17 protein-coding genes and 7 tRNA genes are annotated in these 21,864 nt (G+C 45.3%); 17 read left to right on the top strand and 7 right to left on the bottom strand.

Annotated elements, in window-relative coordinates; all coding sequences use genetic code 11:
- Nucleotides 1–34: 34 nt before the first annotated feature.
- The 10 genes from pal to K0I62_RS12050 all read left to right on the top strand — a co-directional run bounded on the left by pal (nucleotide 35) and on the right by K0I62_RS12050 (nucleotide 4,111).
- Nucleotides 35–577, top strand: a complete 543-nt coding sequence (gene pal / locus K0I62_RS12095; protein WP_220068376.1) for a peptidoglycan-associated lipoprotein Pal — start codon at nucleotides 35–37, stop codon at nucleotides 575–577.
- A gap of 22 nt (nucleotides 578–599) precedes the next feature.
- A complete protein-coding gene (ybgF, locus tag K0I62_RS12090; protein ID WP_220068375.1) occupies nucleotides 600–1,328 on the top strand; it encodes a tol-pal system protein YbgF in 729 nt (242 codons plus the stop codon).
- A 250-nt stretch (nucleotides 1,329–1,578) separates the two neighbouring features.
- Nucleotides 1,579–1,654: transfer RNA gene (locus K0I62_RS12085), tRNA-Lys, on the top strand.
- 127 nt (nucleotides 1,655–1,781) lie between these two features.
- Nucleotides 1,782–1,857 (top strand) — tRNA-Lys (locus tag K0I62_RS12080).
- Nucleotides 1,858–1,984: 127 nt separating this feature from the next.
- Nucleotides 1,985–2,060 (top strand) — tRNA-Lys (locus K0I62_RS12075).
- Nucleotides 2,061–2,097: 37 nt separating this feature from the next.
- Nucleotides 2,098–2,173 (top strand) — tRNA-Lys (locus K0I62_RS12070).
- 127 nt (nucleotides 2,174–2,300) lie between these two features.
- Nucleotides 2,301–2,376, top strand: a tRNA-Lys gene (locus tag K0I62_RS12065).
- 127 nt (nucleotides 2,377–2,503) lie between these two features.
- Nucleotides 2,504–2,579 (top strand) — tRNA-Lys (locus K0I62_RS12060).
- A gap of 37 nt (nucleotides 2,580–2,616) precedes the next feature.
- A tRNA-Lys gene (locus K0I62_RS12055) sits at nucleotides 2,617–2,692 on the top strand.
- Nucleotides 2,693–2,968: 276 nt separating this feature from the next.
- On the top strand, nucleotides 2,969–4,111 hold the full coding sequence (locus tag K0I62_RS12050) for a DcaP family trimeric outer membrane transporter (RefSeq protein WP_220068374.1): 1,143 nt from the start codon (nucleotides 2,969–2,971) through the stop codon (nucleotides 4,109–4,111).
- A gap of 64 nt (nucleotides 4,112–4,175) precedes the next feature.
- On the opposite strand, the gene K0I62_RS12045 is transcribed toward K0I62_RS12050, so the two are convergent.
- From K0I62_RS12045 to acs, 3 genes are all read right to left on the bottom strand, one after another.
- Nucleotides 4,176–4,433, bottom strand: a complete 258-nt coding sequence (locus tag K0I62_RS12045; RefSeq protein ID WP_028764773.1) for a GrxA family glutaredoxin — start codon at nucleotides 4,431–4,433, stop codon at nucleotides 4,176–4,178.
- Nucleotides 4,434–4,498: 65 nt separating this feature from the next.
- Nucleotides 4,499–6,238, bottom strand: a complete 1,740-nt coding sequence (gene radD, locus K0I62_RS12040; protein ID WP_220068373.1) for a DNA repair helicase RadD — start codon at nucleotides 6,236–6,238, stop codon at nucleotides 4,499–4,501.
- A 148-nt stretch (nucleotides 6,239–6,386) separates the two neighbouring features.
- Complete coding sequence (acs, locus tag K0I62_RS12035; protein ID WP_220068372.1) at nucleotides 6,387–8,339, bottom strand: acetate--CoA ligase; 1,953 nt, start codon at nucleotides 8,337–8,339, stop codon at nucleotides 6,387–6,389.
- Between the two features lie 177 nt (nucleotides 8,340–8,516).
- Between acs and K0I62_RS12030 the strand changes: the two genes are divergently transcribed.
- The 5 genes from K0I62_RS12030 (at nucleotide 8,517) to K0I62_RS12010 (ending at nucleotide 15,926) form a co-directional block, all read left to right on the top strand.
- Entirely contained in the window at nucleotides 8,517–11,939 is a 3,423-nt protein-coding gene (locus tag K0I62_RS12030; RefSeq protein ID WP_220068371.1) for a hybrid sensor histidine kinase/response regulator, read from the top strand.
- A gap of 25 nt (nucleotides 11,940–11,964) precedes the next feature.
- A complete protein-coding gene (locus K0I62_RS12025; RefSeq protein WP_434086813.1) occupies nucleotides 11,965–12,576 on the top strand; it encodes a fumarylacetoacetate hydrolase family protein in 612 nt (203 codons plus the stop codon).
- Nucleotides 12,577–12,798: 222 nt separating this feature from the next.
- On the top strand, nucleotides 12,799–14,088 hold the full coding sequence (locus K0I62_RS12020) for an NAD(P)/FAD-dependent oxidoreductase (protein ID WP_220068370.1): 1,290 nt from the start codon (nucleotides 12,799–12,801) through the stop codon (nucleotides 14,086–14,088).
- A gap of 76 nt (nucleotides 14,089–14,164) precedes the next feature.
- The gene (locus K0I62_RS12015) at nucleotides 14,165–14,332 is read left to right on the top strand and encodes a hypothetical protein (RefSeq protein ID WP_220068369.1); all 168 of its coding nucleotides are present in this window, start codon (nucleotides 14,165–14,167) and stop codon (nucleotides 14,330–14,332) included.
- 847 nt (nucleotides 14,333–15,179) lie between these two features.
- A complete protein-coding gene (locus K0I62_RS12010; protein WP_258404992.1) occupies nucleotides 15,180–15,926 on the top strand; it encodes a substrate-binding periplasmic protein in 747 nt (248 codons plus the stop codon).
- A 73-nt stretch (nucleotides 15,927–15,999) separates the two neighbouring features.
- Here K0I62_RS12010 and K0I62_RS12005 read toward each other — a convergent pair whose 3' ends face one another.
- Nucleotides 16,000–16,869, bottom strand: a complete 870-nt coding sequence (locus tag K0I62_RS12005; RefSeq protein ID WP_220068368.1) for a LysR family transcriptional regulator — start codon at nucleotides 16,867–16,869, stop codon at nucleotides 16,000–16,002.
- A gap of 174 nt (nucleotides 16,870–17,043) precedes the next feature.
- Here K0I62_RS12005 and K0I62_RS12000 point away from each other — a divergent pair, with 174 nt between their 5' ends.
- The gene (locus K0I62_RS12000) at nucleotides 17,044–18,174 is read left to right on the top strand and encodes an S-(hydroxymethyl)glutathione dehydrogenase/class III alcohol dehydrogenase (protein ID WP_220068367.1); all 1,131 of its coding nucleotides are present in this window, start codon (nucleotides 17,044–17,046) and stop codon (nucleotides 18,172–18,174) included.
- Nucleotides 18,175–18,254: 80 nt separating this feature from the next.
- Entirely contained in the window at nucleotides 18,255–19,097 is an 843-nt protein-coding gene (gene fghA, locus K0I62_RS11995; protein WP_220071370.1) for an S-formylglutathione hydrolase, read from the top strand.
- A 75-nt stretch (nucleotides 19,098–19,172) separates the two neighbouring features.
- On the opposite strand, the gene K0I62_RS11990 is transcribed toward fghA, so the two are convergent.
- The 3 genes from K0I62_RS11990 to K0I62_RS11980 all read right to left on the bottom strand — a co-directional run bounded on the left by K0I62_RS11990 (nucleotide 19,173) and on the right by K0I62_RS11980 (nucleotide 21,671).
- The gene (locus K0I62_RS11990; RefSeq protein ID WP_220068366.1) at nucleotides 19,173–19,832 is read right to left on the bottom strand and encodes a response regulator transcription factor; all 660 of its coding nucleotides are present in this window, start codon (nucleotides 19,830–19,832) and stop codon (nucleotides 19,173–19,175) included.
- A gap of 250 nt (nucleotides 19,833–20,082) precedes the next feature.
- Entirely contained in the window at nucleotides 20,083–20,508 is a 426-nt protein-coding gene (locus K0I62_RS11985; protein ID WP_220068365.1) for an acyl-CoA thioesterase, read from the bottom strand.
- Between the two features lie 101 nt (nucleotides 20,509–20,609).
- Nucleotides 20,610–21,671: a 3-deoxy-7-phosphoheptulonate synthase gene (locus K0I62_RS11980; RefSeq protein ID WP_220068364.1), complete on the bottom strand. Its 1,062-nt coding sequence runs from the start codon at nucleotides 21,669–21,671 to the stop codon at nucleotides 20,610–20,612.
- Between the last annotated feature and the right edge of the window lie 193 nt (nucleotides 21,672–21,864).

Here is a 21,864-nt window from a genome sequence, read left to right as displayed (position 1 = left end):
ATTTATCACGTAAAACAAGATTAAGGATTTAAAAATGGATCTTAATAAGCTGTTTAAGGCTATGGTAGTTGCGCTTCCAATTATAGCTATTAGTGCATGTAGCTCAACATCAGAATCAGAAACCGATGCGACTAGCTCAATGGGTGGTAGCGAAAGCAGCGAAATGACATCTGGTAGTGGTGTTGAAACGGGTGGCGTCGCACCAATGTTGACCCCTGAAGAGCAACAGCGCATTAAATACCAAGAGTTGCGTAAAGAACATATTATCTATTTTGATTTTGATCGTAGTTCTGTGTCATCAGAGTTTTCAGAAGTGCTTAATGCTCATGGAGAGTATTTGGTTGAACACCCAAATGTTCGAGTGATGATTGAAGGACACGCAGATGAACGTGGTACTCCTGAATACAACATCGCACTAGGTGAACGTCGTGCTAAAGCGGTTGCTAAGTACTTACAAAGCATGGGTGTATCACCAAGTCAGATGAGTATTGTCAGCTATGGTGAAGAGAAACCTTTAGATTTTTCTCGTACGGATGATGGTTTTGCCAAAAACCGTCGTGCCGTTTTAGTTTATTAAAAATAGTTTAATAGGGCTAAATATGAAAACAGCCGTTCTCACTGCGGCAATTCTGATGAGTGTTGGTGTGGCTACTGCCGCACCTGCACCCGTTGAAGATATTGCTGGTGGTTCTTCTTCAGACGATAGAATCGCTCGACTAGAGCGTATGCTAAAAGCTAAGCAAGCATCCGAGTTTGAAACTCAGCAACGATTAGATACGCTGCAGCAAGAGGTGTTAGATCTTCGCGGTTTAACCGAGCAGCAAAATTATCAGATTAATCAGATGCTGCAACGTCAGCGTCAGCTCTATGAAGATATTGCAAACCTAAGTAGTGCTAAAAGCTCAAGTACAGTTTCGACTACAGTCGCCTCAGAACCAAGTGCTTCCTCTTCTCTTGGCGAAACGGCAAGTTATGAAAGCGCTGTAAATCTAGTGCTGAAAGAGCGCAAATATGATGAAGCCATCCCTGCATTTAGGAATTTCATTAAGTCCTATCCAGAGTCAACCTATGCCGCTAACGCTAATTACTGGTTAGGTCAGCTACTTTACAATAAAGGTGAGTTTGCTGAAGCGACTCAAGCGTTTAATACTGTAGTTAATAAGTTTAAAGATTCTAATAAGCGTGCAGATAGCTTAGTTAAATTAGGGATGATTGCTCAGAAAAGTTCCGATGTTGTAGGTGCTAAGCGTTTTTATCAACAAGTTCTCAGTGAATATGATAATAGTGCTGCTGCGCGGATAGCCAAACAACAGTTGGCGGGTCTGTGATCTCTATGTAACTAAAAAACATACTCTTAGTCTGTTTTTCATGCAAACGATAAAAAATGGGAAATTTGCACTTGCATGAGAAGATGAAAAAGGTATTATAGGCGCCCTCAAAGCGGTGTAGTCGCTAGGGCGCTAAATCAGTAAGGTTTAGATGTTAAATGGGTCATTAGCTCAGTCACTATTGCATAGAGAAAGGGCGGTTGGCTTTTAACCATTGATGACGGTTAATTCACATTATCATCACTAAGATGGGTCGTTAGCTCAGTCGGTAGAGCAGTTGGCTTTTAACCAATTGGTCGAAGGTTCGAATCCTTCACGACCCACCACTCTTCTACCAGTGGTTAAATAAGTAGGCATCCAGATGGGTCGTTAGCTCAGTCGCTATTGTATAGAGAAAGGGCAGTTGGCTTTTAACCATTGATGACGGTTAATTCACATTATCATCACTAAGATGGGTCGTTAGCTCAGTCGGTAGAGCAGTTGGCTTTTAACCAATTGGTCGAAGGTTCGAATCCTTCACGACCCACCACTCTTCTACCAGTGGTTAAATAAGTAGGCATCCAGATGGGTCGTTAGCTCAGTCGCTATTGTATAGAGAAAGGGCAGTTGGCTTTTAACCATTGATGACGGTTAATTCACATTATCATCACTAAGATGGGTCGTTAGCTCAGTCGGTAGAGCAGTTGGCTTTTAACCAATTGGTCGAAGGTTCGAATCCTTCACGACCCACCACTTTTCTACCAGTGGTTAAATAAGTAGGCATCCAAATGGGTCGTTAGCTCAGTCGGTAGAGCAGTTGGCTTTTAACCAATTGGTCGAAGGTTCGAATCCTTCACGACCCACCACTCTTCTACCAGTGGTTAAATAAGTAGGCATCCAGATGGGTCGTTAGCTCAGTCGCTATTGTATAGAGAAAGGGCAGTTGGCTTTTAACCATTGATGACGGTTAATTCACATTATCATCACTAAGATGGGTCGTTAGCTCAGTCGGTAGAGCAGTTGGCTTTTAACCAATTGGTCGAAGGTTCGAATCCTTCACGACCCACCACTCTTCTACCAGTGGTTAAATAAGTAGGCATCCAGATGGGTCGTTAGCTCAGTCGCTATTGTATAGAGAAAGGGCAGTTGGCTTTTAACCATTGATGACGGTTAATTCACATTATCATCACTAAGATGGGTCGTTAGCTCAGTCGGTAGAGCAGTTGGCTTTTAACCAATTGGTCGAAGGTTCGAATCCTTCACGACCCACCACTTTTCTACCAGTGGTTAAATAAGTAGGCATCCAGATGGGTCGTTAGCTCAGTCGGTAGAGCAGTTGGCTTTTAACCAATTGGTCGAAGGTTCGAATCCTTCACGACCCACCACTTTTCTGTTTATTCCCCTTCCGATATAAATATCCCTGTTTAAATGCTGTTTTTTTAGCGCAGTCGAATCCTTTATACACAAAAAGGCAGTTTCATTAGTTCTACTAAAATCCTCAGCTATCTCATGTCTTATGAGCTTGATGAGACCCATTTACCATTCCTAATCCATTAATTAGAAGTCACTACTCGACCTTTGTCTGATAGACGTTTTGCCAATGTTGTAAATTTGTTAACTCAGTCATATTCATGCTGATAATAATGATAAGGGAGAGAAAAATGACAAAATTAAAACTATCTTTAACAGCTGTAGCAACCATGTTGGCGATGAGTTCAACCATTGCTGTAGCTGAAACTGAATTTAAGTTTGGTGGATATGTTAAAGCTGATGTGATGTTTAGTGACTACAGTAACGGTGCACCAGATTCAGGAAATCTATCTCGTCAGTTTTATGTGCCAGGGACTATTTACGGCACGTCCGATAATGGTGAGCAGGTCGTGGATTTTCAAGCGCGTGAATCGCGTTTTAATTTTAAGAGTACCACCGATCTTGATGGACATAAGCTGAGCGGTTTTATTGAACTTGATTTTATGACTCACCCCGATGGTAATGAGCGAGTATCAAACAGTTATTCGCCTCGTATTCGTCATGCTTTTGTTAGTTTCGATAATTGGACTGTGGGTCAAACATGGTCGACGTTTCAAAATCCTGGCGCACTGCCAGAGAACTTAGATTTTGTTGGTGCGGCAGACGGTACGCCATTTGTTCGTCAAACTCAGGTACGCTACACCAATGGTGGCTTCCAATTCGCGATAGAAAACCCTGAGACAACGGTAACACCAAATGGCGGCGGGGCACGTATCGTTAGCGGTAGCGGTATGGTACCCGATTTTGTTGCTCGATATAATTTCAAGACCGAAGGTGGGGCTAAGTTTACGATCGCGGGTTTAGCAAGACAGCTCAACATTGAAAAAGGCGATATTGACTCACAGACCATGGGCTACGGTGTGAGCTTTACAGGGGTTATCCCTGTAGGTAGTGATGATATCAAGCTCTCTGCGACGGCTGGTGATGGTATGGGGCGTTATATGGCGCTTAACTATGCAAATGCTGGAGTGTTAGATGCCGATGGTGATATTCAGACAATTAGTTCTTACGGTGGTTTTGCATCTTACCGACATTGGTGGAATGATAAATGGCGTTCAAGCTTTACATTATCAGGTTTTAAAGCTGACAACGATATCGCTTTGACTGGCGGCGCTGTAAACGAAGAGTCATATTCTGGCTATGTGAACTTACTCTACTCACCAGTGAAACCGATCACTGTTGGTGTTGAATATATGTACGCAGAAAACAAGAAACAGAATGGTGATAAAGGTGAGTTAAATCGTGTAATGTTCTCACTTAAGTACGTCTTGTAGAAATGTTAATAAAAAAGGAGGCCTAGCCTCCTTTTTTATTACTTATATACAGATAACTTACTGTTTATAGTAAGTTATTGTCGCGTACATATTGTTCAAACTCAGTACAGCCACCAACATGAACTTGATCAACGAAGATTTGTGGCACAGTTTCTACTGGCTTACCAACCGTTTTTTCAAGATCGGCTTTACTGATCCCTTCTGCATGGATATCAACATACTTGAATTTAAAATCATCACGAGCTTCTACGAGTTGCTCTGATAACTGGACGGCTCTAACGCAGTAAGGACAGCCAGGACGGCCAAAAATTACAACAAACATATACGCTCCTGAAAAAATGATTCGAGACTTTATACCATAGCAATGAACTGATTGCATATTCTCAATTAGACAAACTTATTCTCGGTGTGAAATCGGCCCTGATAGTCGAAAAATCGCTCTAATAGCTCCCATCCTTTTTTACCTTTCTTTAGCAGCAATAGATCAGGGGGCCTGAAGGCATCTTTTGCGGCGATAACGTGTTCGACGCTATTTAATTTGGGTTGTTTACAACCAGGCGTCCGAGTGTGTTGATGGACAAATATCGCATAGAACGCTTTTATCTGTGCTGGAGTCTGAAAGTTAAAATAACAACTAAAGTCGTTTCCCTCAATGTCGATATAGCGTACTCGAAGTTTATCTTGATGGTGCTCTAACAGCATCTCTTGGCAACGAAATAGATGATGATGCTTCTGCTGTAGCACCTCTTTAAGACGTTTATCGGGATCTACGAGTACCTGATCGCAGTGCTGGCATATTTTCGCCGCGATATCATTTTCCTCGCCGCAATTGGGGCAAGACTTGGAACGAAAGCGAAAATCGCATTGTTGCTTACCATCTTTGGTTTCGATCACTGCTTGGCATCGGCGCCCAAAGTGTTCGACCAAATCACCGTCATCATCGACAAGTCCCCAAAAGATATTGGCGAAGTGACAGACAGGGCAGTGGACTTGAACGGGAACACTTTTACTATCGGGTTTTGCATGGCCAACTTCGGGAAAAAACAGATCAAAACCGTTAGCGGCATAATCAATCACCAGACAATCGGTTTTTCCTTCGCAGATCCGTAGGCCGCGACCTACCATCTGTTGAAATAGACTGACCGATGCAGTGGGCCTTAATATCGCAATAAGGTCGACATGGGGGGCGTCAAAGCCTGTGGTGAGTACCGCAACATTAACCAGATATTTGAGTTGCCGGTGTTTAAAGTTATCGATGATCTCATCTCGATCATGTGATGGCGTCGATGCGGTGATGAGTCCTGCTTGCTCATCACTTAGCAGGGCCATGATCTCTTGTGCATGTCTTACCGTTGCGGCAAAAATAATCGTGCCCTGTTTGTGTTTCGATAACGCCATAATCTGTTTAACGATGGCTTTCGTCGCCCGACCGGCAATATTGAGTAAAGCATTAACTTCCGATTCGCGATATTCACCATTGCTTGTGGCTTGTAATTCGCTAAAGTCATACTGGGCCGAAAGGCCATCAAATAGTTTTGGTGAGGTTAAAAAACCTTGCTTGATTAGTGGTCTCATTGGCAATTCAAAAATGCACTGCTCAAATGCTGGGTGTTGGGTATTTCCCACCTTACCGTGATAGTGGTAGCGATAGATCCAACCAGAATCGAGTCGATAAGGGGTTGCCGTCAGGCCCAGTAACTTAAGTTTCGGATTCTGCGCTCGTAGATGGCTAAGTAATTTTTGATATTGGCTTTCTTTGTCAGCGCTAACGCGATGACACTCGTCAATAATCACTAAAGAGTAGGGCTGGTTAAATTGAGATGGACTCTTAACCGCCGACTGAATACTGGCAACAACCGTTTTGTTCGCTGTAGATTTTTGTTTTAATCCAGCAGAATAGATACTGGCCGCGTCAGTCAGTAATCCGACTTTTTCTGCATTTTGGGCAACCAACTCTTTGACGTGAGTCAGTACCAAAATGCGGCCACGGGCGATACGGGCTAATTCAGCAATAACAATACTTTTACCAGCACCTGTGGGGAGTACTAACACGGCAGACGCTTGGCTTGTTTTAAAATGACGCACGGCGGCATCGACGGCTTGTTGTTGATAATTTCGTAGTTGCACGCGTAATCGTGTTGCTGGAGGTATCGAAAGTACAGGATACCAGCGTAGCCTAGTGAGCGGCCAGTGTTGTCGATAAAAACGCAAAAATGGCTAAAAAAAACCCCTCAGAGAGGGGCTAGAAGAGAGAACTGTTAAGCTTAACCAAAAGTTATTCGCTGCGGTTAAGGCGACTTTCGATAAGGGTATCGATAACCGCTGGATCGGCTAAGGTTGAAGAATCACCTAAGTTGGTTACTTCGTTAGCAGCGATCTTGCGTAAGAAGCGGCGCATAATTTTACCCGAACGTGTTTTGGGTAATCCACCAGCCCACTGGATAAGATCAGGTGTTGCTAACGCACCAATCTCTTTACGAACCCATTGACGCAGTTCTTGGCGCAGCTCTTCACTTTCAGCGGTGCCTTTTGTGAGTGTTACATAAGCATAGATACCTTGGCCTTTAATGTCGTGGGGATAACCCACAACCGCGGCTTCGGCAACATGTTCATGGGAAACCAGTGCGCTTTCAACTTCAGCAGTGCCTAAGCGATGGCCAGAGACATTAATCACATCATCAACACGGCCAGTGATCCAGTAGTAACCATCTTCATCACGGCGTGCGCCATCGCCAGTAAAATACATACCTCGGAATGTTTTAAAGTAAGTTAATGCGAAGCGATCATGATCGCCATAAACGGTGCGCATCTGTCCAGGCCAAGAGTCGAGAATAACTAAGTTGCCCTCTGTGGCACCGTCAACAATATTACCCATGTTATCGACAAGAGCTGGCTGCACACCGAAGAAGGGGCGGGTTGCAGAACCGGGTTTTGTGTCGGTAGCACCGGGTAGTGGGCTGATCAAAATGCCGCCAGTTTCTGTTTGCCACCAAGTATCTACGATTGGGCATTGCTCGTGACCAATCACTTCGTGATACCAGCGCCATGCCTCTGGATTGATAGGTTCTCCTACCGACCCCATGATCCGTAGCGAGCTTCCGTCGAATTGGTCAAACTGCTCTTTTCCTTCAGCCATTAACGCGCGGATAAGTGTTGGTGCGGTATACAAGATATTGACCTTATGACGGTCTATCATTTCGCCAAGGCGAGCAGGTGTTGGGTAGTTAGGTACACCTTCGTGAATAAGGACTGTTGCGCCGTTTGCCAGCGGTCCGTAAACCATATAGGAGTGTCCGGTGATCCAACCGACGTCGGCGGTACACCAATAAACTTCGCCATCTTTATAGTCAAACACATACTCATGGGTCATTGAGGCATACACCATGTATCCGCCAGTGGTGTGTAAAACCCCCTTGGGGTTACCAGTAGAGCCTGAGGTATAGAGTAAAAATAGCGGGTCTTCTGCGCCCATCTCTTCTGGCACGCAGTGCTCTGATGCGGTGTCCATGAGTGATTGCCACTTAATATCGCGGCCTTCGACCCAGTTGACAGGGTTTCCTGTACGCTCATAAACAATCACCTTTTCAACACAGGTGACATCAGGATGAGACAGGGCTTCATCGATGTTGGCTTTGAGTGGAATAATACGGCCGCCACGAATGCCTTCATCGGCCGTGATAACCACTTTCGATTTACCATCGATGACACGCGATGCGATAGAGTCTGGCGAGAAACCACCAAATACCACTGAGTGAATTGCACCTATACGGGCACAAGCAAGCATAACGATCGCGGCTTCTGGCACCATAGGCATATATACGGTGACGACGTCACCGCGGCGAACCCCTTGGCTACGAAGGGCATTGGCAAACTTACAGACTTCTTTATGTAGTTCACCATAAGTTAGCGTGCGTTGATCTGCCGCGTCATCGCCTTCCCAGATAATAGCGACCTTATCGGCATTTTTTTCTAAGTGCCTATCTAAACAGTTGGCCGATGCGTTAAGTGTGCCGTCATAAAACCAGTTTATAGAGAGGTTATGATCATCAAAAGAGGTTTTCTTCACCTTAGTAAAAGGCTTTATCCAATCGATGCGCTGACCGTGCTCTCTCCAGAAACCTTCAGGATTGACTACTGACTCCTGATACATTTTTTTGTATTGTTCTTCGTTAATGTGTGCTTTATTAGCGATTTCGCTTGGAACTTTATAGAGAGACTGCGTGCTCATCTGACTTCCTTTAATATCTGATTGTGCGTAGTTGAAGTATGGAATGCTTCGGTCATCTAGCTCTATTAGACATTGGTCTAGTAAAAAAATATCCTTAATTTTTAGAATGTTGTGATTATATTTGAGTGAGAATTAAGCTACTATTTAGCCCATAAGAATTAAAATGTTGGAAAATCGATGAATCTGACCATTGTTGTGGGTGTCATAGCCATTTTATATGTGTCGTTGCTCTTCCTATTAGCGTGGGGGGCTGAACGCTGGTTTGGTCGTATTACTAAGAAGATGCAAAGTTGGATCTATGGCTTGAGCCTCGCGGTTTACTGCTCATCATGGAGTTTTCTTGGCACGGTTGGTCAGTCGGCTCAAGATCTGTGGTCATTTTTACCAATCTTTCTTGGACCTATCTTAATTTTCGTTTTTGGTTTTGGTTTGTTGCGTAAGATGGTGATTGTGTCTAAGGCGCAGAACATCACCTCTGTGGCAGATTTTATCGCTGCCCGTTACGGCAAATCACAGACGATTGCGGCGATTGTTACCCTTATAGCACTGTTTGGCATCATGCCTTATATCGCCTTACAGCTAAAGGCGATGGTATTTAGCTTAAACCTGTTTCAACCCAATGATTCGCCTTATGATGGCGCGCGGGTATCACTGATCGTTACCGCTTTACTGGCCATGTTTGCCATTTTATTTGGTACCCGAAAACTCGATGCCACCGAGCATAATCCTGGAATGATGTTAGCCATTGCGTTTGAGTCACTGGTAAAACTGGCGGCTTTTTTGCTTGTTGGCATAGTGGTCTGCTTCGGCTTTTTTGATGGCTTTTCCGATATCTGGCAGCAGGCAAAAGCCGGTGATTTGATTAACAATCCTAATTTACGTCTTGAGAACGTAATGCCGCAGTTATTTGTGGGGATGGCGGCATTTTTGTGTATGCCGCGCCAGTTTCATGTGATGATGGTGGAGTGCGTCGATGAAAAAACACTGCTCAAGGCGAGATGGCTGTTTCCGCTTTACCTGATGTTGTTTGGTCTATTTGTCGCACCCTTAGCGCTGGCAGGAAAGATCGTATTAGGTGATGGCGTCGCGGCTGACACTTATGTGATAAATCTACCATTAGCGCTAGAGCACCCCGTAGTCGCTGTTATTGCACTGCTTGGCACTTTATCTGCCGCGACAGGCATGGTGATCGTGGCGGTGGTGACGATTAGTGTCATGGTGAGTAACGAGTGGCTAGTGCCACTGCTGTTGCGCTCAGGGAAAATTCGTCAGAAAAATTTCAGTCAATTCTCCCAGTTTTTACTCAATGCGCGTCGGATAGCGATCATCGTCATTTTAGGTATGGGTTATTTTAGCTATTTAACCTTTATGGACAGCGATTCGCTATCTGCACTCGGTATGCTCTCCTTTGGCGCATTTGCACAACTTGCCCCCGCATTAGTCGGTGGCATGTATTGGAAACATGGTAATCGCGGTGGGGTATATTTAGGGTTAATCGTGGGATTTGGCTTATGGTGCTATATCTTGGCGCAGGGGATGAGCGATTCTCATGGGGTGTTTGGTGGTGAGCTGACCCTGCTCGATTCGATCAATCCCAATGTACGTGATGTGTTGACGGCGCTAACGGTTAACCTTGGTTGTTATGTGCTTGGTTCTATCTGGTTCAGGGCCGGTGTTGCTGAGCGTATTCAGGCCAGTGCATTTGTGACACCCGGTCAGCTAAAAAAGACCTCAAGCCGCAAAGCCTCACCCATATCTCAACAAGATTTGCTAATTCTAGCGAGTCGATTTGTCAGCCCCACACGAGCATATGAGAGCTTTTCCCGCTTCTCGGAACAAGCTGTTCGCAGTGATAGTTGGCATAAGGTCGCATCGCCCGAACTTATCGCCCATACCGAACATATGCTCGCAGGAGTGTTAGGTGGTTCGAGTGCATCCTTGGTCATGGACTCGGTGTTGCAGGGGCGGGATTTAGCCCTAGATGAGGTATTTAACTTAGTCGATGAGGCGTCATCGAAGATCATTCTCAGCCAAGATATGCTGCGTGGTGCAATTGAGCACGCTTACGAAGGGATGAGCGTCGTCGACAAAGATCTTAATCTGGTAGCTTGGAACTACAAATACGAAGAGTTGTATGATTATCCTGAAGATTTTCTCCAGCAGGGGATGCCGATTGCAGATGTAGTGCGTTTTAATGCGAAGCGAGGCTTCTGTGGTGAAGGTGATATTGAAGAGCAAGTCGCTAAGCGCGTTCAACATATGAAAAATGGCTCCCCCCATGTATCTGAGCGGGAAAGAAAAGATGGCAAGGTGATCAAGATCCAGGGCAATCCCATGCCAAGTGGTGGGTTTGTGATGACCTTTACCGATATTACTCAGTACCGAGAGCATGCTCGTGAGCTGCAAGAAGTGAATGAAACCCTAGAGGCTAGAGTAAAAGAGCGTACCTATGAACTGGCATTGCTTAATAGCCAATTACTCGAAGCTAAGGCGCAAGAGGAGAATGCCAATGCGTCAAAGAGTCGCTTCTTAGCTGCAGTGGGTCATGACTTAATGCAACCTCTAAATGCCGCACGCCTATTTACCGCCTCACTGGCACAATATCCTAACCTCGACCAAGAGGGGCGAACGACCCTGTCTCATGTCAACAGTTCGCTCAAAATTGCAGGGGAACTGTTGACGGATCTACTTGATATTTCGAAGCTCGATTCTGGCATGGTTGATGTTAATCGAAGAGACTTTTCGGTGTCAGAGTTATTAGATGGGCTTGCCGTTGAGTTTGATGCGATGGCAAAAGATTATGGAATCAAGTTCTCTATGGTGCCGAGCAGCGTCACCATTAGCTCAGATCTCAGTTTATTACGTCGAGTGTTGCAAAACTTTCTCACCAATGCATATCGGTATGCCAAAGGTCGCCGGGTGTTACTGGGGTGTCGTCACCGCCGAGGTGCGCTGGAGATCCAGGTTATTGATACAGGCTGTGGTATTGATGATCGCGAGGTTTCTGAGATCTTTAAGGAGTTTAAACGTCTCGATAACCCCCAAAGCAAAAGTGTCAGCGGGCTTGGGCTTGGTTTGGCGATAGCCGATCGCATTGCCCGAGTGTTAGAGCATGATATTAAAGTGGTATCTAAGTTGGGGCAGGGCTCAATGTTCTCAATTTCGGTGCCTCTAGGTGATAAAATCAATGTCGCAATGCCAAAGAAATCGAACTTGATCATGCAACCTTTAGCCGGGGTTAAAGTGCTCTGTATCGATAATGAAGAGGCCATTTTAGCTGGGCTTGAGAGTTTACTTAGCCGTTGGCAATGTGAGGTCATTTGTGCCAGTGACTTAGCCGATGCACGAATTAAACTGGGGCTTAAAGGTGTCGCGCCCGATATCGTTTTAGCGGACTACCACTTAGATAATGATCAAAATGGAGTCGATGCAATGGACGGTATTCGCGCGCTTTATGGAGCGCATCTTCCCGGTATTTTGATCACCGCTAATACTCGCAAAGAGATTGTCGATGATGTGCAGCAGCGTGGCTATCACTATATGGCGAAGATGGTAAAACCTGCAGCGCTGCGTGCGTTAATCTCAAGTCTAGTGAAATAACGTATTTGTAAAAGGAGAGCCTCGTTTGAATCAAGTCATGTGTGACGGAAAACCTGTCACCCCAAGTAAAATTGTCTGCGTGGGGCGTAACTATGTCGAACATATTCAGGAGCTCAACAATGACGTTCCCGAGCAGATGGTGCTGTTTGTTAAACCTAATTCGGCTATTTCCTCGGTACTCATGAGTTACCATCAAGAGCCTCTGCACTACGAGGCCGAACTCTGTTTTATGGTGGCAGGTGGCGCTTTTAAGGCGGTAGGCTTAGGGCTAGATCTCACTAAACGGCAATTACAAGGTGAGCTAAAAGCAAAGGGTCTGCCTTGGGAGCGAGCCAAGGCGTTTGATGGTTCTGCGCTGTTTAGTGAGTTTGTCACTATTGCCCAAGATAGCAATAGACTCTCCTTTAGCCTGCATGTGGATGGAACCTTGCGTCAACAGGGGGACATTGGCTTGATGATCCATAAACCCGATGCCATTTATCGCGAGATTAGCGAGTTTATGACACTTAACGATGGCGATATTGTGATGACGGGTACCCCAAAAGGGGTTGGAATGATTAAGGCTGAAGAGGTGTTCACGCTACAGATGCAACAAGATGGCTGCATGCGTGTTGAGTCTAGCTGGTTGTCTCGGTAATTTTAACTCTCAGTCTGAGCCTCAGCCACATTGTCTGTTTCAATTTCGGCGTTAGCCAGATGATTTTATAGATTGTTTTTCATATAGCGTATCTGATTTTAGCGATGCGCTTGATCCACTTCTTTGTTGTTGACCCAGGTTTGAACTTCTATATACTCGAATAACACACACCTTTGTAAAAAATATAAAACAAAGCTTTGATCGAGCAACTTAGGAGCCTTCATGTCACTACCGCGCTGCAATTCCTACTACAATGCCACCATCAATCAAGAAACCGATTATAAGGCGCTACAAGGCGAGTTCGATGTCGATGTGGTGATTATTGGGGGCGGATTTACTGGGGTTGCCACCGCAGTCGAGTTATCGGAGCGAGGCTACAAAGTCGCCATTGTCGAGGCGAATAAGATAGCTTGGGGCGCAACTGGGCGTAATGGCGGTCAAGTCACGGGTAGTCTGTCTGGCGACGGGGCGATGATTAAACAGCTACGAAATCAAATTGGCACAGAAGCAGAGGATTTTGTCTGGAACCTGCGCTGGCGCGGTCACGAGATCATAAAAAACCGTGTAGCTAAATATGGTATCGATTGCGATCTTAAATTTGGTCATCTGCATACCGCCTATAAACCCGCTCACATGAGCGAAATGCAGGCAACCTTTGATGAAGGCGTGCGCCGCGGTATGGGCGACGAGCTTGAACTACTATCAAAAGCTGATATTCCTCAATATTTAGATACGCCACTCTATCATGGTGGCTTGCTCAATAAGCGTAATATGCATCTGCACTCAGTTAACCTGTGTATTGGTGAGGCGAGGGCGGCAGAGGCCAATGGCGCCCTGATTTTTGAACATTCACACGTGCTTGATATTATCGACGGTGATCGCCCTGTGGTGAAAACCGCACAAGGGCAGATCACAGCCAACAGCGTAGTACTAGCGGGTAATGCTTACCACAAATTAGCGCGCCGAAAATTAAGCGGCTTGCTGTTTCCTGCATCCTTAGGTAACTGTGCGACGGTTAAGTTAGACCCTGCGCTTGCCAAGCAACTTAATCCCCACGACTTGGCCGTGTATGACAGCCGTTTTGTGCTCGATTACTACCGCATGACCGCAGACCATCGCTTAATGTTTGGTGGCGGAACCAATTATTCGGGCCGCGATTCTAAGGATGTCGCTGCAGAGCTTCGCCCTGCGCTAGAACGTACCTTCCCGCAGCTCAAAGGGGTTGAAATCGAATTCGATTGGACCGGCATGGCAGGCATAGTGGTCAACCGTATTCCCCAGCTTGGTAAAGTGTCTAATAACGTATTTTACTGCCAAGGTTATTCGGGTCACGGTGTCGCAACCTCGCATATTATGGGGGAGATCATGGCTCAGGCGGTGATTGGTCAGTACAAAGAGTTTGACCTGTTTGCCAATATGAAACAGATCCGTTTGCCCGTCGGTGAATGGCTCGGTAATCAAGGCATGGCAATCGGCATGCTTTACTACCGCATGATGGAGAATTTTCGCTAATTGACGCGATAATTTGATCTTCGAATGAAGGTGTTGGCATTTTGGCTTGTAGCATTTGGCTGAGTCGGTTTTTGGTATGGCTGATGCTAGCGTTAACCTTCATGGTTTTGAATTGCTTGCAGCAGTTGAAGTGCATGGATGCGCAAATGTCGTGATCACAGGATGTGGAAGAGCGATCTATTCGTGCAGGTATTTCGGTGGGACGCTGCAAGCATATCCCTATACGCTCGACGGTGGCATCTGACGTGAATGGATTCACAAATGCCGCGATAAAATAGAGGTCAGAGAGCGGCCATGCCATCAACGTCCGCACCCGTATCTACACGGGGTTATTTTATCTCTTCGATTTGGCCGTAATTGGTATCCACAGAACCGTTAAAAGCTAAATTGTTTTTGTGGTTTAACATTTGGCTGAATTAGTGTTGGTAGAGTGTCTTTGAAATTTGTATCTTCACTGTAACTAATCGCCGGACAGGCGATAAGTTACAGTGAAGGTGTGACCTTCAAACCCACTTAACTAATACTCATCCATCCAAATGTTACTCGTACCGAATGAAATCAAATCGAAGAGAGTTAATAACCTAGTGTAAGCGCGGTTTTGGCCTTCGAAATCATGGCCGAAAATGTTTCAGACATTTTTCGGCATTCCCTCCGTCCTTGGAGGTCAGATGATTTCGCAGAGCCCACATGGAACTGCTTGAACAACGTTCATGCCTCTCACTCGAGAATACGGAGCTGCACTTCACTCACCGAGCCAAAAGAGTGATTGCACATTCCTCGCCGAACAGGCGATTAATAACAGTGAAGGCTCGACCTTCAAAGACTTTCAATAAATGAGAATGTAGCGGAGCGCTACTCAAGCAAATGGAAAATGCCAAACCTTTGGTAAGCCCTATTAATACCAGCCCAAGTTAAATTTGTTCTGAGTCCTATCCTGCTTGTGGCCGTTGCCTTACAAAGAGTCGATAAGAAAACGCTGTCGTTATGATTTGCTAAACTTTGTTTATGTGAGTTCTTCTGCTCGCATTCTTTTTGCTAGGTTGTACTCCGTTATCTAGACTTAACCTATTGCCATGAGTGGAGGAGACGGTTTGAAAATCATTATACGTCACAGTTATTTATTACTAGCCCTGTTACTCAGCACTGCCTTCGCAGCAGATAGCCCGTTGCTGCCAAGCTATCGATTTGCGTCTATTGAGTATTTACTTGAGCAAGAAGTGGCGCGTGAAGTGATACCGCAGGTTTACCAAGGCCTAGGGATAAACGTTGAAATATTACCTTTGCCGGGCAATCGGGCTCAATATGCTGCCGTTTCGGGTCAACTGGACGGTGAAGTAATGCGAATATGGCGTTATGGTGAAGACAATCCAACTATGTTACGCGTTCCTACGCCTTATTATTATGTTGAAACGATGGCTTTTGTTCGTGCTGATAGTGGCATTATTATCCGCGAGCCCAAAGATCTCGAGCCATATAGGGTGGCAAGGGTTAGAGGCGTCAAGCATACCAACAACGTCACTGCGGGGCTGCCAAGGGTTCGAGACGTTGACAGTACTAAGATGATGCTCGAGCTATTGCACAATAATCAGGTTGATGTAGCGCTTACCAGTCACCTCGATGGACAGATCATGATGAAACGCTATCATTTCGATAATATCACTGGGATGCCAAACCATTTGGGACACCTTGCGCTGTACCACTATTTACATCCCAAACATGCTGAGCTATTGCCTGCGATTGATGCTGAGTTCAAGCGCCTTGAAGATGCATCCGAACTCGGTACTCTTATCAAGTTGGCAGAGATCCGGGTGATAGAGCGTCAGCTTTTACTTGAATAACTATCGTTTTTGACAGCAATAAACACCTATTGGCCTAAATCAGACACCCTCCACTATTATGTGGGAATGACCATTAGGGAAGTTGCGCTGCGAGAAAATCCACCATTAACCGTACTTTAGGGGAAAGATGACGGTTTTGTGGGTAAAGTGCCCAGACCCCTTCATTCGGCTCTTGATAAGCATTTAAAAGCGGTACTAAGCTGCCTGTAGCAAGATCATGGCTGATGTAGTAATTAGGCAGTTGAGAAATCCCAATCCCTTTTAATGTGGCATCTCTAAGGCCGTGGCCAGTATTGCACTTTAATGTGCCATTGACCTTTATCTGACGTTCTCGGCCTTGATCGATGAAACGCCAGTAGTCATGGTTGCCGATCAAGCAATTATGTTGACTAAGCTCTGACAGCGTATGTGGCTCGCCATAACGTTTTAGGTAAGCCGGGGAGGCGCAAACAAAGTTAATCCGCTGGCTTATGCGTTTTGCCATCAAGCTCGAATCTGCCAGCTTACCGATACGGATCGCTAAATCGATACCTGCATCGATCAAGTTAACTTGCCTGTTCGTCAGCTCTACCTCGATTTCAATGCTGGGGTGGATGAGCATAAAGTCGTTGACGATAGGCAAAATATATTTTTCACCGTAAGCCACGGGCGCGGTGATTTTTAATAATCCTTGGGGCGTGCCTTTTAAACTGCTCAAGGCGCGCTCTGCTTCATCTAAGCCGTCGAGCACTTGACGACAATGGCGGTAGTAAAGGGTGCCTTCTTCGGTTAGAGACACTTTACGGGTCGTGCGGTAGAGCAGCTTGGTGTCGAGCCTTCGTTCTAACGCACTCACTTGGCGGCTCACTTGGGCGGTAGAGATCCCTAGGCGCTTAGCTGCGGCGGTAAAACTCTCTGTTTCTGCCACCGCGACAAATTCACTGACCCCTTCCCAACTTTGCATTGTTACTATCTCGTAAAAATCATTTGCAGAATAGCTAGATTATCATTGCACAAGAAATAAATACAATGATGCCACTGTAATATCTGAGATCTATTGGGTCGATTGTTACACCCGTTGCGAAGAAAGCGACTAAATTGTAGGTGTCGCATCCACATCATCAAAGGAGTTATTTTTATGTCAGATAAGTTTATTAAATCGAAAGCGGCCATTGCATGGGGCGCGGGTCAGCCATTATCAATAGAAGAGGTGGATGTGATGCTACCTCGTGCAGGCGAAGTGTTAGTGAAGATTGTGGCGACGGGTGTTTGTCATACCGATGCGTTTACCCTATCGGGAGATGATCCTGAAGGGGTGTTTCCTGCCATTTTAGGCCATGAAGGTGGCGGTATCGTTGAGATGGTTGGTGAAGGTGTTACCAGCGTTAAAGTGGGTGACCACGTTATTCCGCTATACACGCCAGAATGTGGTGAGTGCAAGTTCTGTAAGTCGGGCAAAACTAATCTTTGTCAAAAAATTCGTGAAACCCAAGGTAAAGGCTTAATGCCCGACGGCACCACCCGTTTTTATAAAGATGGCGAGCCTATTTTCCATTACATGGGCTGTTCTACTTTTTCTGAATATACGGTATTACCTGAGATCTCTTTGGCTAAGGTCAATCCTGAAGCGCCGCTTGAAGAGGTGTGCCTACTCGGTTGTGGCGTAACAACGGGTATGGGCGCAGTTCTAAACACTGCCAAAGTTGAGCCTGGTGCTAGCGTGGCGATTTTTGGCATTGGTGGTATCGGTCTTTCAGCGATTATCGGTGCAACCATGGCGGGTGCTACGCGCATTATTGCCATCGATATTAATGACAGTAAGTTTGAACTGGCGCGTCAACTTGGCGCGACGGATTGCATTAACCCTAAAGACTATGACAAGCCTATTCAAGAGGTGATTGTTGAGCTAACCGATGGTGGCGTTGATTACTCATTTGAGTGTATCGGTAATGTAGATGTGATGCGCAGTGCCTTAGAGTGTTGCCATAAGGGCTGGGGCGAATCAGTGATCATTGGCGTCGCAGGTGCAGGGCAAGAGATCTCAACACGTCCGTTCCAGTTAGTGACCGGTCGGGTATGGCGTGGCAGTGCGTTTGGTGGTGTAAAAGGGCGCTCTGAGCTGCCGGAAATTGTTGAGAAATACCTACGCGGCGAGTTTAAGTTAAGCGATTTTATTACCCATACCATGCCACTTGAAGAGATTAACAACGCCTTTGATTTGATGCATGAAGGTAAGAGTATCCGCTCAGTTGTGCACTTTGATAAATAGCGGTAAAGCAAAAACAGATTAGCATCAATCAACAGCGTGGCGAAGGTGAAAGCTTTTGCCACGCATGGTGAGGATAAATGATGACGATAGAAAATATCAGCAGTAATAAAAGCTTTGATGGTTGGCATAAACAGTATCAACATCAATCGAGTGTGCTTAATTGTCAGATGCGCTTTGCGATTTATCTGCCGCCTCAGGCCAGCGAGCAAAAAGTCCCTGTACTTTACTGGCTATCAGGCCTTACCTGCACTGATGAAAACTTTATGCAAAAATCAGGTGCAATGCGTATTGCGGCGGAGCTAGGCATGGCGATTGTTGCTCCAGATACCAGCCCTCGTGGAGAAGGGGTTGCTGATGATCCTGATGCAAGCTATGACCTAGGTTTAGGCGCAGGTTTTTATGTTAACGCCACCCAAGCACCATGGCGTGCGCATTATCAGATGTATGACTATGTGGTTAAGGAGTTACCGGATCTGATTGAGCAACATTTTCCGGTGAGCTGTGACCGTGCAATCGCTGGGCATTCGATGGGCGGCCACGGCGCGTTAACCATTGGTCTGCGTAATCCTGAGCGCTATCAGTCGATATCGGCATTTAGTCCGATAGTGAATCCGATAAACTGTCCATGGGGACAGAAGGCATTTGTAAATTACTTAGGTAAGAACCGTGATGACTGGCTTGAGTACGATGCCTGTGAGCTGATGAAGATCGCCGATACCGATCTGCCTGTGCTGGTGGATCAGGGAACAAGTGATAACTTTCTTGAAGAGCAGCTTAAGCCTCATGCCTTAGTTGAGGCTGCAGCAATGAATGAGTATCCACTGATATTGCGAATGCAAGAGGGTTATGATCATAGCTACTACTTTATCGCTAGTTTTATTGAAGATCATCTGCAGTTTCATGCCAAGCATTTGAAGCTATAAAAAGCGCACAAAAAAGCCGAATATGAATTCGGCTTTTTTATTTATTATTCTTGATAAACATCGAGATAAAGTTGATTAGATTTCAATTTTATCCATTTCAAGCTGTTGAAGGGCGATAACAGCTTGAGTGCGATTGCGTACTCCAAGTTTACGAAATATGGCCGTTGCATGGGCTTTAATAGTCGCCTCTGAAACGCCTAGCTCATAGGCTATCTGTTTATTTAGCAGGCCTTCGGCAAACATCTGCAATACCTTGTATTGCTGAGGAGTTAGATCGGCTAGTTTAGTTGCCATTTGATCGGTGGCGTCTTCATCAATTTCTTGTAGCTCAATATTCTCCGGTAGCCACATATCACCATAAAGTACCGCTGTAAGGGCATCGGCTAGGGTCTCCATTGACGCCGATTTAGGAATAAACCCAGCGCTGCCGTAATGCACTGCTCGGCTAATGGTCATTGCATCTTCATGAGCTGAAATCACCACAACAGGAAGTTCTGGAAAGTGAGTACGCAAATGAATCAGGGTTGAATAACCATGTGATCCAGGCATTTGCAGATCAAGCAAAACCATATCGTAATTGGTTTCAGTTTGTTCTAACAATGCTTGCAATGCATCCGCACTATCGGCTTCAAACCAATTGGTATTGGCAAAAGAGCCACTGAGCGCCTGACGTAGAGCATTTCTAAATAAGGGGTGATCATCTGCGATGATGATATTTAAATTTTCTAGCTTCATTGCTTTTTGATTATCTTTGTTGCACTTGAAGATAAACTCAATGTAACAGATAACTGGCGTATTATTCTATGAATTTTATGCCCTAGGCATTGCTTTTCTGATTAATTATCGCGCTAGTTAGACTTTAGTCTAATACGTTTGCTTGTAGAATGGCATATTGAAAGAGATAAAAGAGGTATCCTTACCTCTTGCTTAGCAGGGGGTTATCGTTCGATTCGCCTGACTAAAAATACGATTGCACAAGAGATGCTTATTCTTGTGTCCACACTTTTGTTGGTTTGCGATCAGCGTCGACTGCAACAAAGGTGAATACGCCACGAATGGCATGTTCTCGCTTATCTTGATACATATCCTCAACGAAAATATTAACCTCAACTTTGAGTGATGTATTGCCTACATGAATCACCTTAGCGATGATTTCTGCAAGGGTTCCTGCTGGAATCGCTTTATTGAAATCAATTCTATCTGAACTGACAGTGACTAAAGCTTTGCGACAAAAACGGGTTGCAGCGATAAACGCAGTTTCGTCCATCCAAGCTAACGCTTCGCCGCCAAAAAGGGTGTTGTGGTGGTTGGTGATCGAGGGAAATATGGCTTTTATTACGCGCGCTTCAGATTGCTCTATGCGCGCTAAAATAGCGTCAGAATAAGGAGATTGAATGTTAGTTAGGGGCATACGGCAACCTTAAGGTTCTGCATTAAAAACATAAAGGCTTCATTGCTGAAGCCTTTATTATTAAAGGTGTGGATGACATTTTGTGGTTAAACTAGCTCATATCAAGCTAGTTTATTGATGCGTGCTCGTGATGCTTTAGCTAAATCACGTAGTAATTGCTCTGAGTCTTCCCAATGCAAACAGGCATCAGTGATACTTTTGCCATAGATCAGTGGTTCACCAGTAACAACCTTTTGATTTCCCTCTTCAAGGAAGCTTTCAGCCATAATACCCGCAACGGCAGTCGAACCTTGCTCTAGTTGCTCGATAATATTTTTGGCGACAATTAATTGATTTTTGTGCTTCTTTTGGCTGTTACCATGACTAAAATCAACCACCATACGGTGAGACAAACCGACCTTAGTTAACTGCTCAGCGGCTGCATTAACGTCATCGGCATGATAGTTAGGTTGTTTACCACCACGTAGAATAATGTGGCCATAGGGGTTACCGCTGGTGCGGTACACCGCCATTGCACCATCTTTATCCGGGGAATAGAAGATATGTGGCTCTTTTGCGGCGCGCACTGCATCAATAGCTATGTTGATGTTACCGTCTGTTCCGTTTTTGAAGCCAACAGGACAAGAAAGTGCCGAGGCCATCTCCCGGTGAATTTGGCTTTCAGTGGTGCGAGCGCCTACAGCACCCCAAGTGATAAGGTCGGCGATGTATTGACCATTAACCATATCAAGGAATTCGGTCGCAATAGGTAACTTGAGTTCAGTTATTTGTTGTAATAGGTGGCGCGCTAAACGAAGGCCTTTGTTGGCATTAAAGCTGCCATCGAGATCTGGATCAGAGATTAAACCTTTCCAACCCACTGTAGTGCGCGGCTTTTCAAAATAGACCCGCATTAAGATGCAAAGATCATCTTTTAGCTCTTGATGTAATACAGCTAAGCGTTTTGCATAGTCGATAGCGGCTTGAGTGTCATGAATAGAGCAAGGGCCAATAATCACCAACAAGCGTTGATCTTCACCAGTAAGAATGGCTTCAACTTCACGTCGTTGTTGTACCAAGTAATCAGCAGCGTCTTGAGTAAGCGGGTATTCAGATGCGAGTTTTGCAGGTGAAATGGCCTTGCATAATAATGTGGTGCGTAATTCGTCTGTTTTAATGGTCATTCAATATACCGAGCGTTTGTCTTGGCATTTCGCCTTATTGCCTCGGATTATAACGAATAGTTGCTAGCTGCACAGCGCTTAAATCGTGAAAATTTCGCGAATTCTTGCAGACTGTGCATTTCAATGGGGCAAATAAGCCAATAATTGACGCCAGATAAGCGACTCGATAAGCCGCTATATCGCCTCGATTTGG

Origin of the sequence: Shewanella psychrotolerans (assembly GCF_019457595.1) — a bacterium.
Lineage (GTDB): Bacteria > Pseudomonadota > Gammaproteobacteria > Enterobacterales > Shewanellaceae > Shewanella > Shewanella psychrotolerans.
The sequence above is the reverse complement of the archived record's forward strand: the minus strand, read 5'-3'. Positions and strand labels throughout refer to the sequence as shown.

Coding starts and splice junctions, on each gene's coding strand:
- K0I62_RS12045 (WP_028764773.1), bottom strand. CDS start 4,433: ATGTTTGTTGTAATTTTTGGCCGTCCTGGCTGTCCTTACTGCGTTAGA.
- pal (WP_220068376.1), top strand. CDS start 35: ATGGATCTTAATAAGCTGTTTAAGGCTATGGTAGTTGCGCTTCCAATT.
- K0I62_RS11980 (WP_220068364.1), bottom strand. CDS start 21,671: ATGACCATTAAAACAGACGAATTACGCACCACATTATTATGCAAGGCC.
- K0I62_RS12050 (WP_220068374.1), top strand. CDS start 2,969: ATGACAAAATTAAAACTATCTTTAACAGCTGTAGCAACCATGTTGGCG.
- K0I62_RS12015 (WP_220068369.1), top strand. CDS start 14,165: ATGGCTGATGCTAGCGTTAACCTTCATGGTTTTGAATTGCTTGCAGCA.
- K0I62_RS11990 (WP_220068366.1), bottom strand. CDS start 19,832: ATGAAGCTAGAAAATTTAAATATCATCATCGCAGATGATCACCCCTTA.
- ybgF (WP_220068375.1), top strand. CDS start 600: ATGAAAACAGCCGTTCTCACTGCGGCAATTCTGATGAGTGTTGGTGTG.
- K0I62_RS11985 (WP_220068365.1), bottom strand. CDS start 20,508: ATGCCCCTAACTAACATTCAATCTCCTTATTCTGACGCTATTTTAGCG.
- K0I62_RS12020 (WP_220068370.1), top strand. CDS start 12,799: ATGTCACTACCGCGCTGCAATTCCTACTACAATGCCACCATCAATCAA.
- K0I62_RS12030 (WP_220068371.1), top strand. CDS start 8,517: ATGAATCTGACCATTGTTGTGGGTGTCATAGCCATTTTATATGTGTCG.
- fghA (WP_220071370.1), top strand. CDS start 18,255: ATGACGATAGAAAATATCAGCAGTAATAAAAGCTTTGATGGTTGGCAT.
- K0I62_RS12000 (WP_220068367.1), top strand. CDS start 17,044: ATGTCAGATAAGTTTATTAAATCGAAAGCGGCCATTGCATGGGGCGCG.
- K0I62_RS12005 (WP_220068368.1), bottom strand. CDS start 16,869: ATGCAAAGTTGGGAAGGGGTCAGTGAATTTGTCGCGGTGGCAGAAACA.
- acs (WP_220068372.1), bottom strand. CDS start 8,339: ATGAGCACGCAGTCTCTCTATAAAGTTCCAAGCGAAATCGCTAATAAA.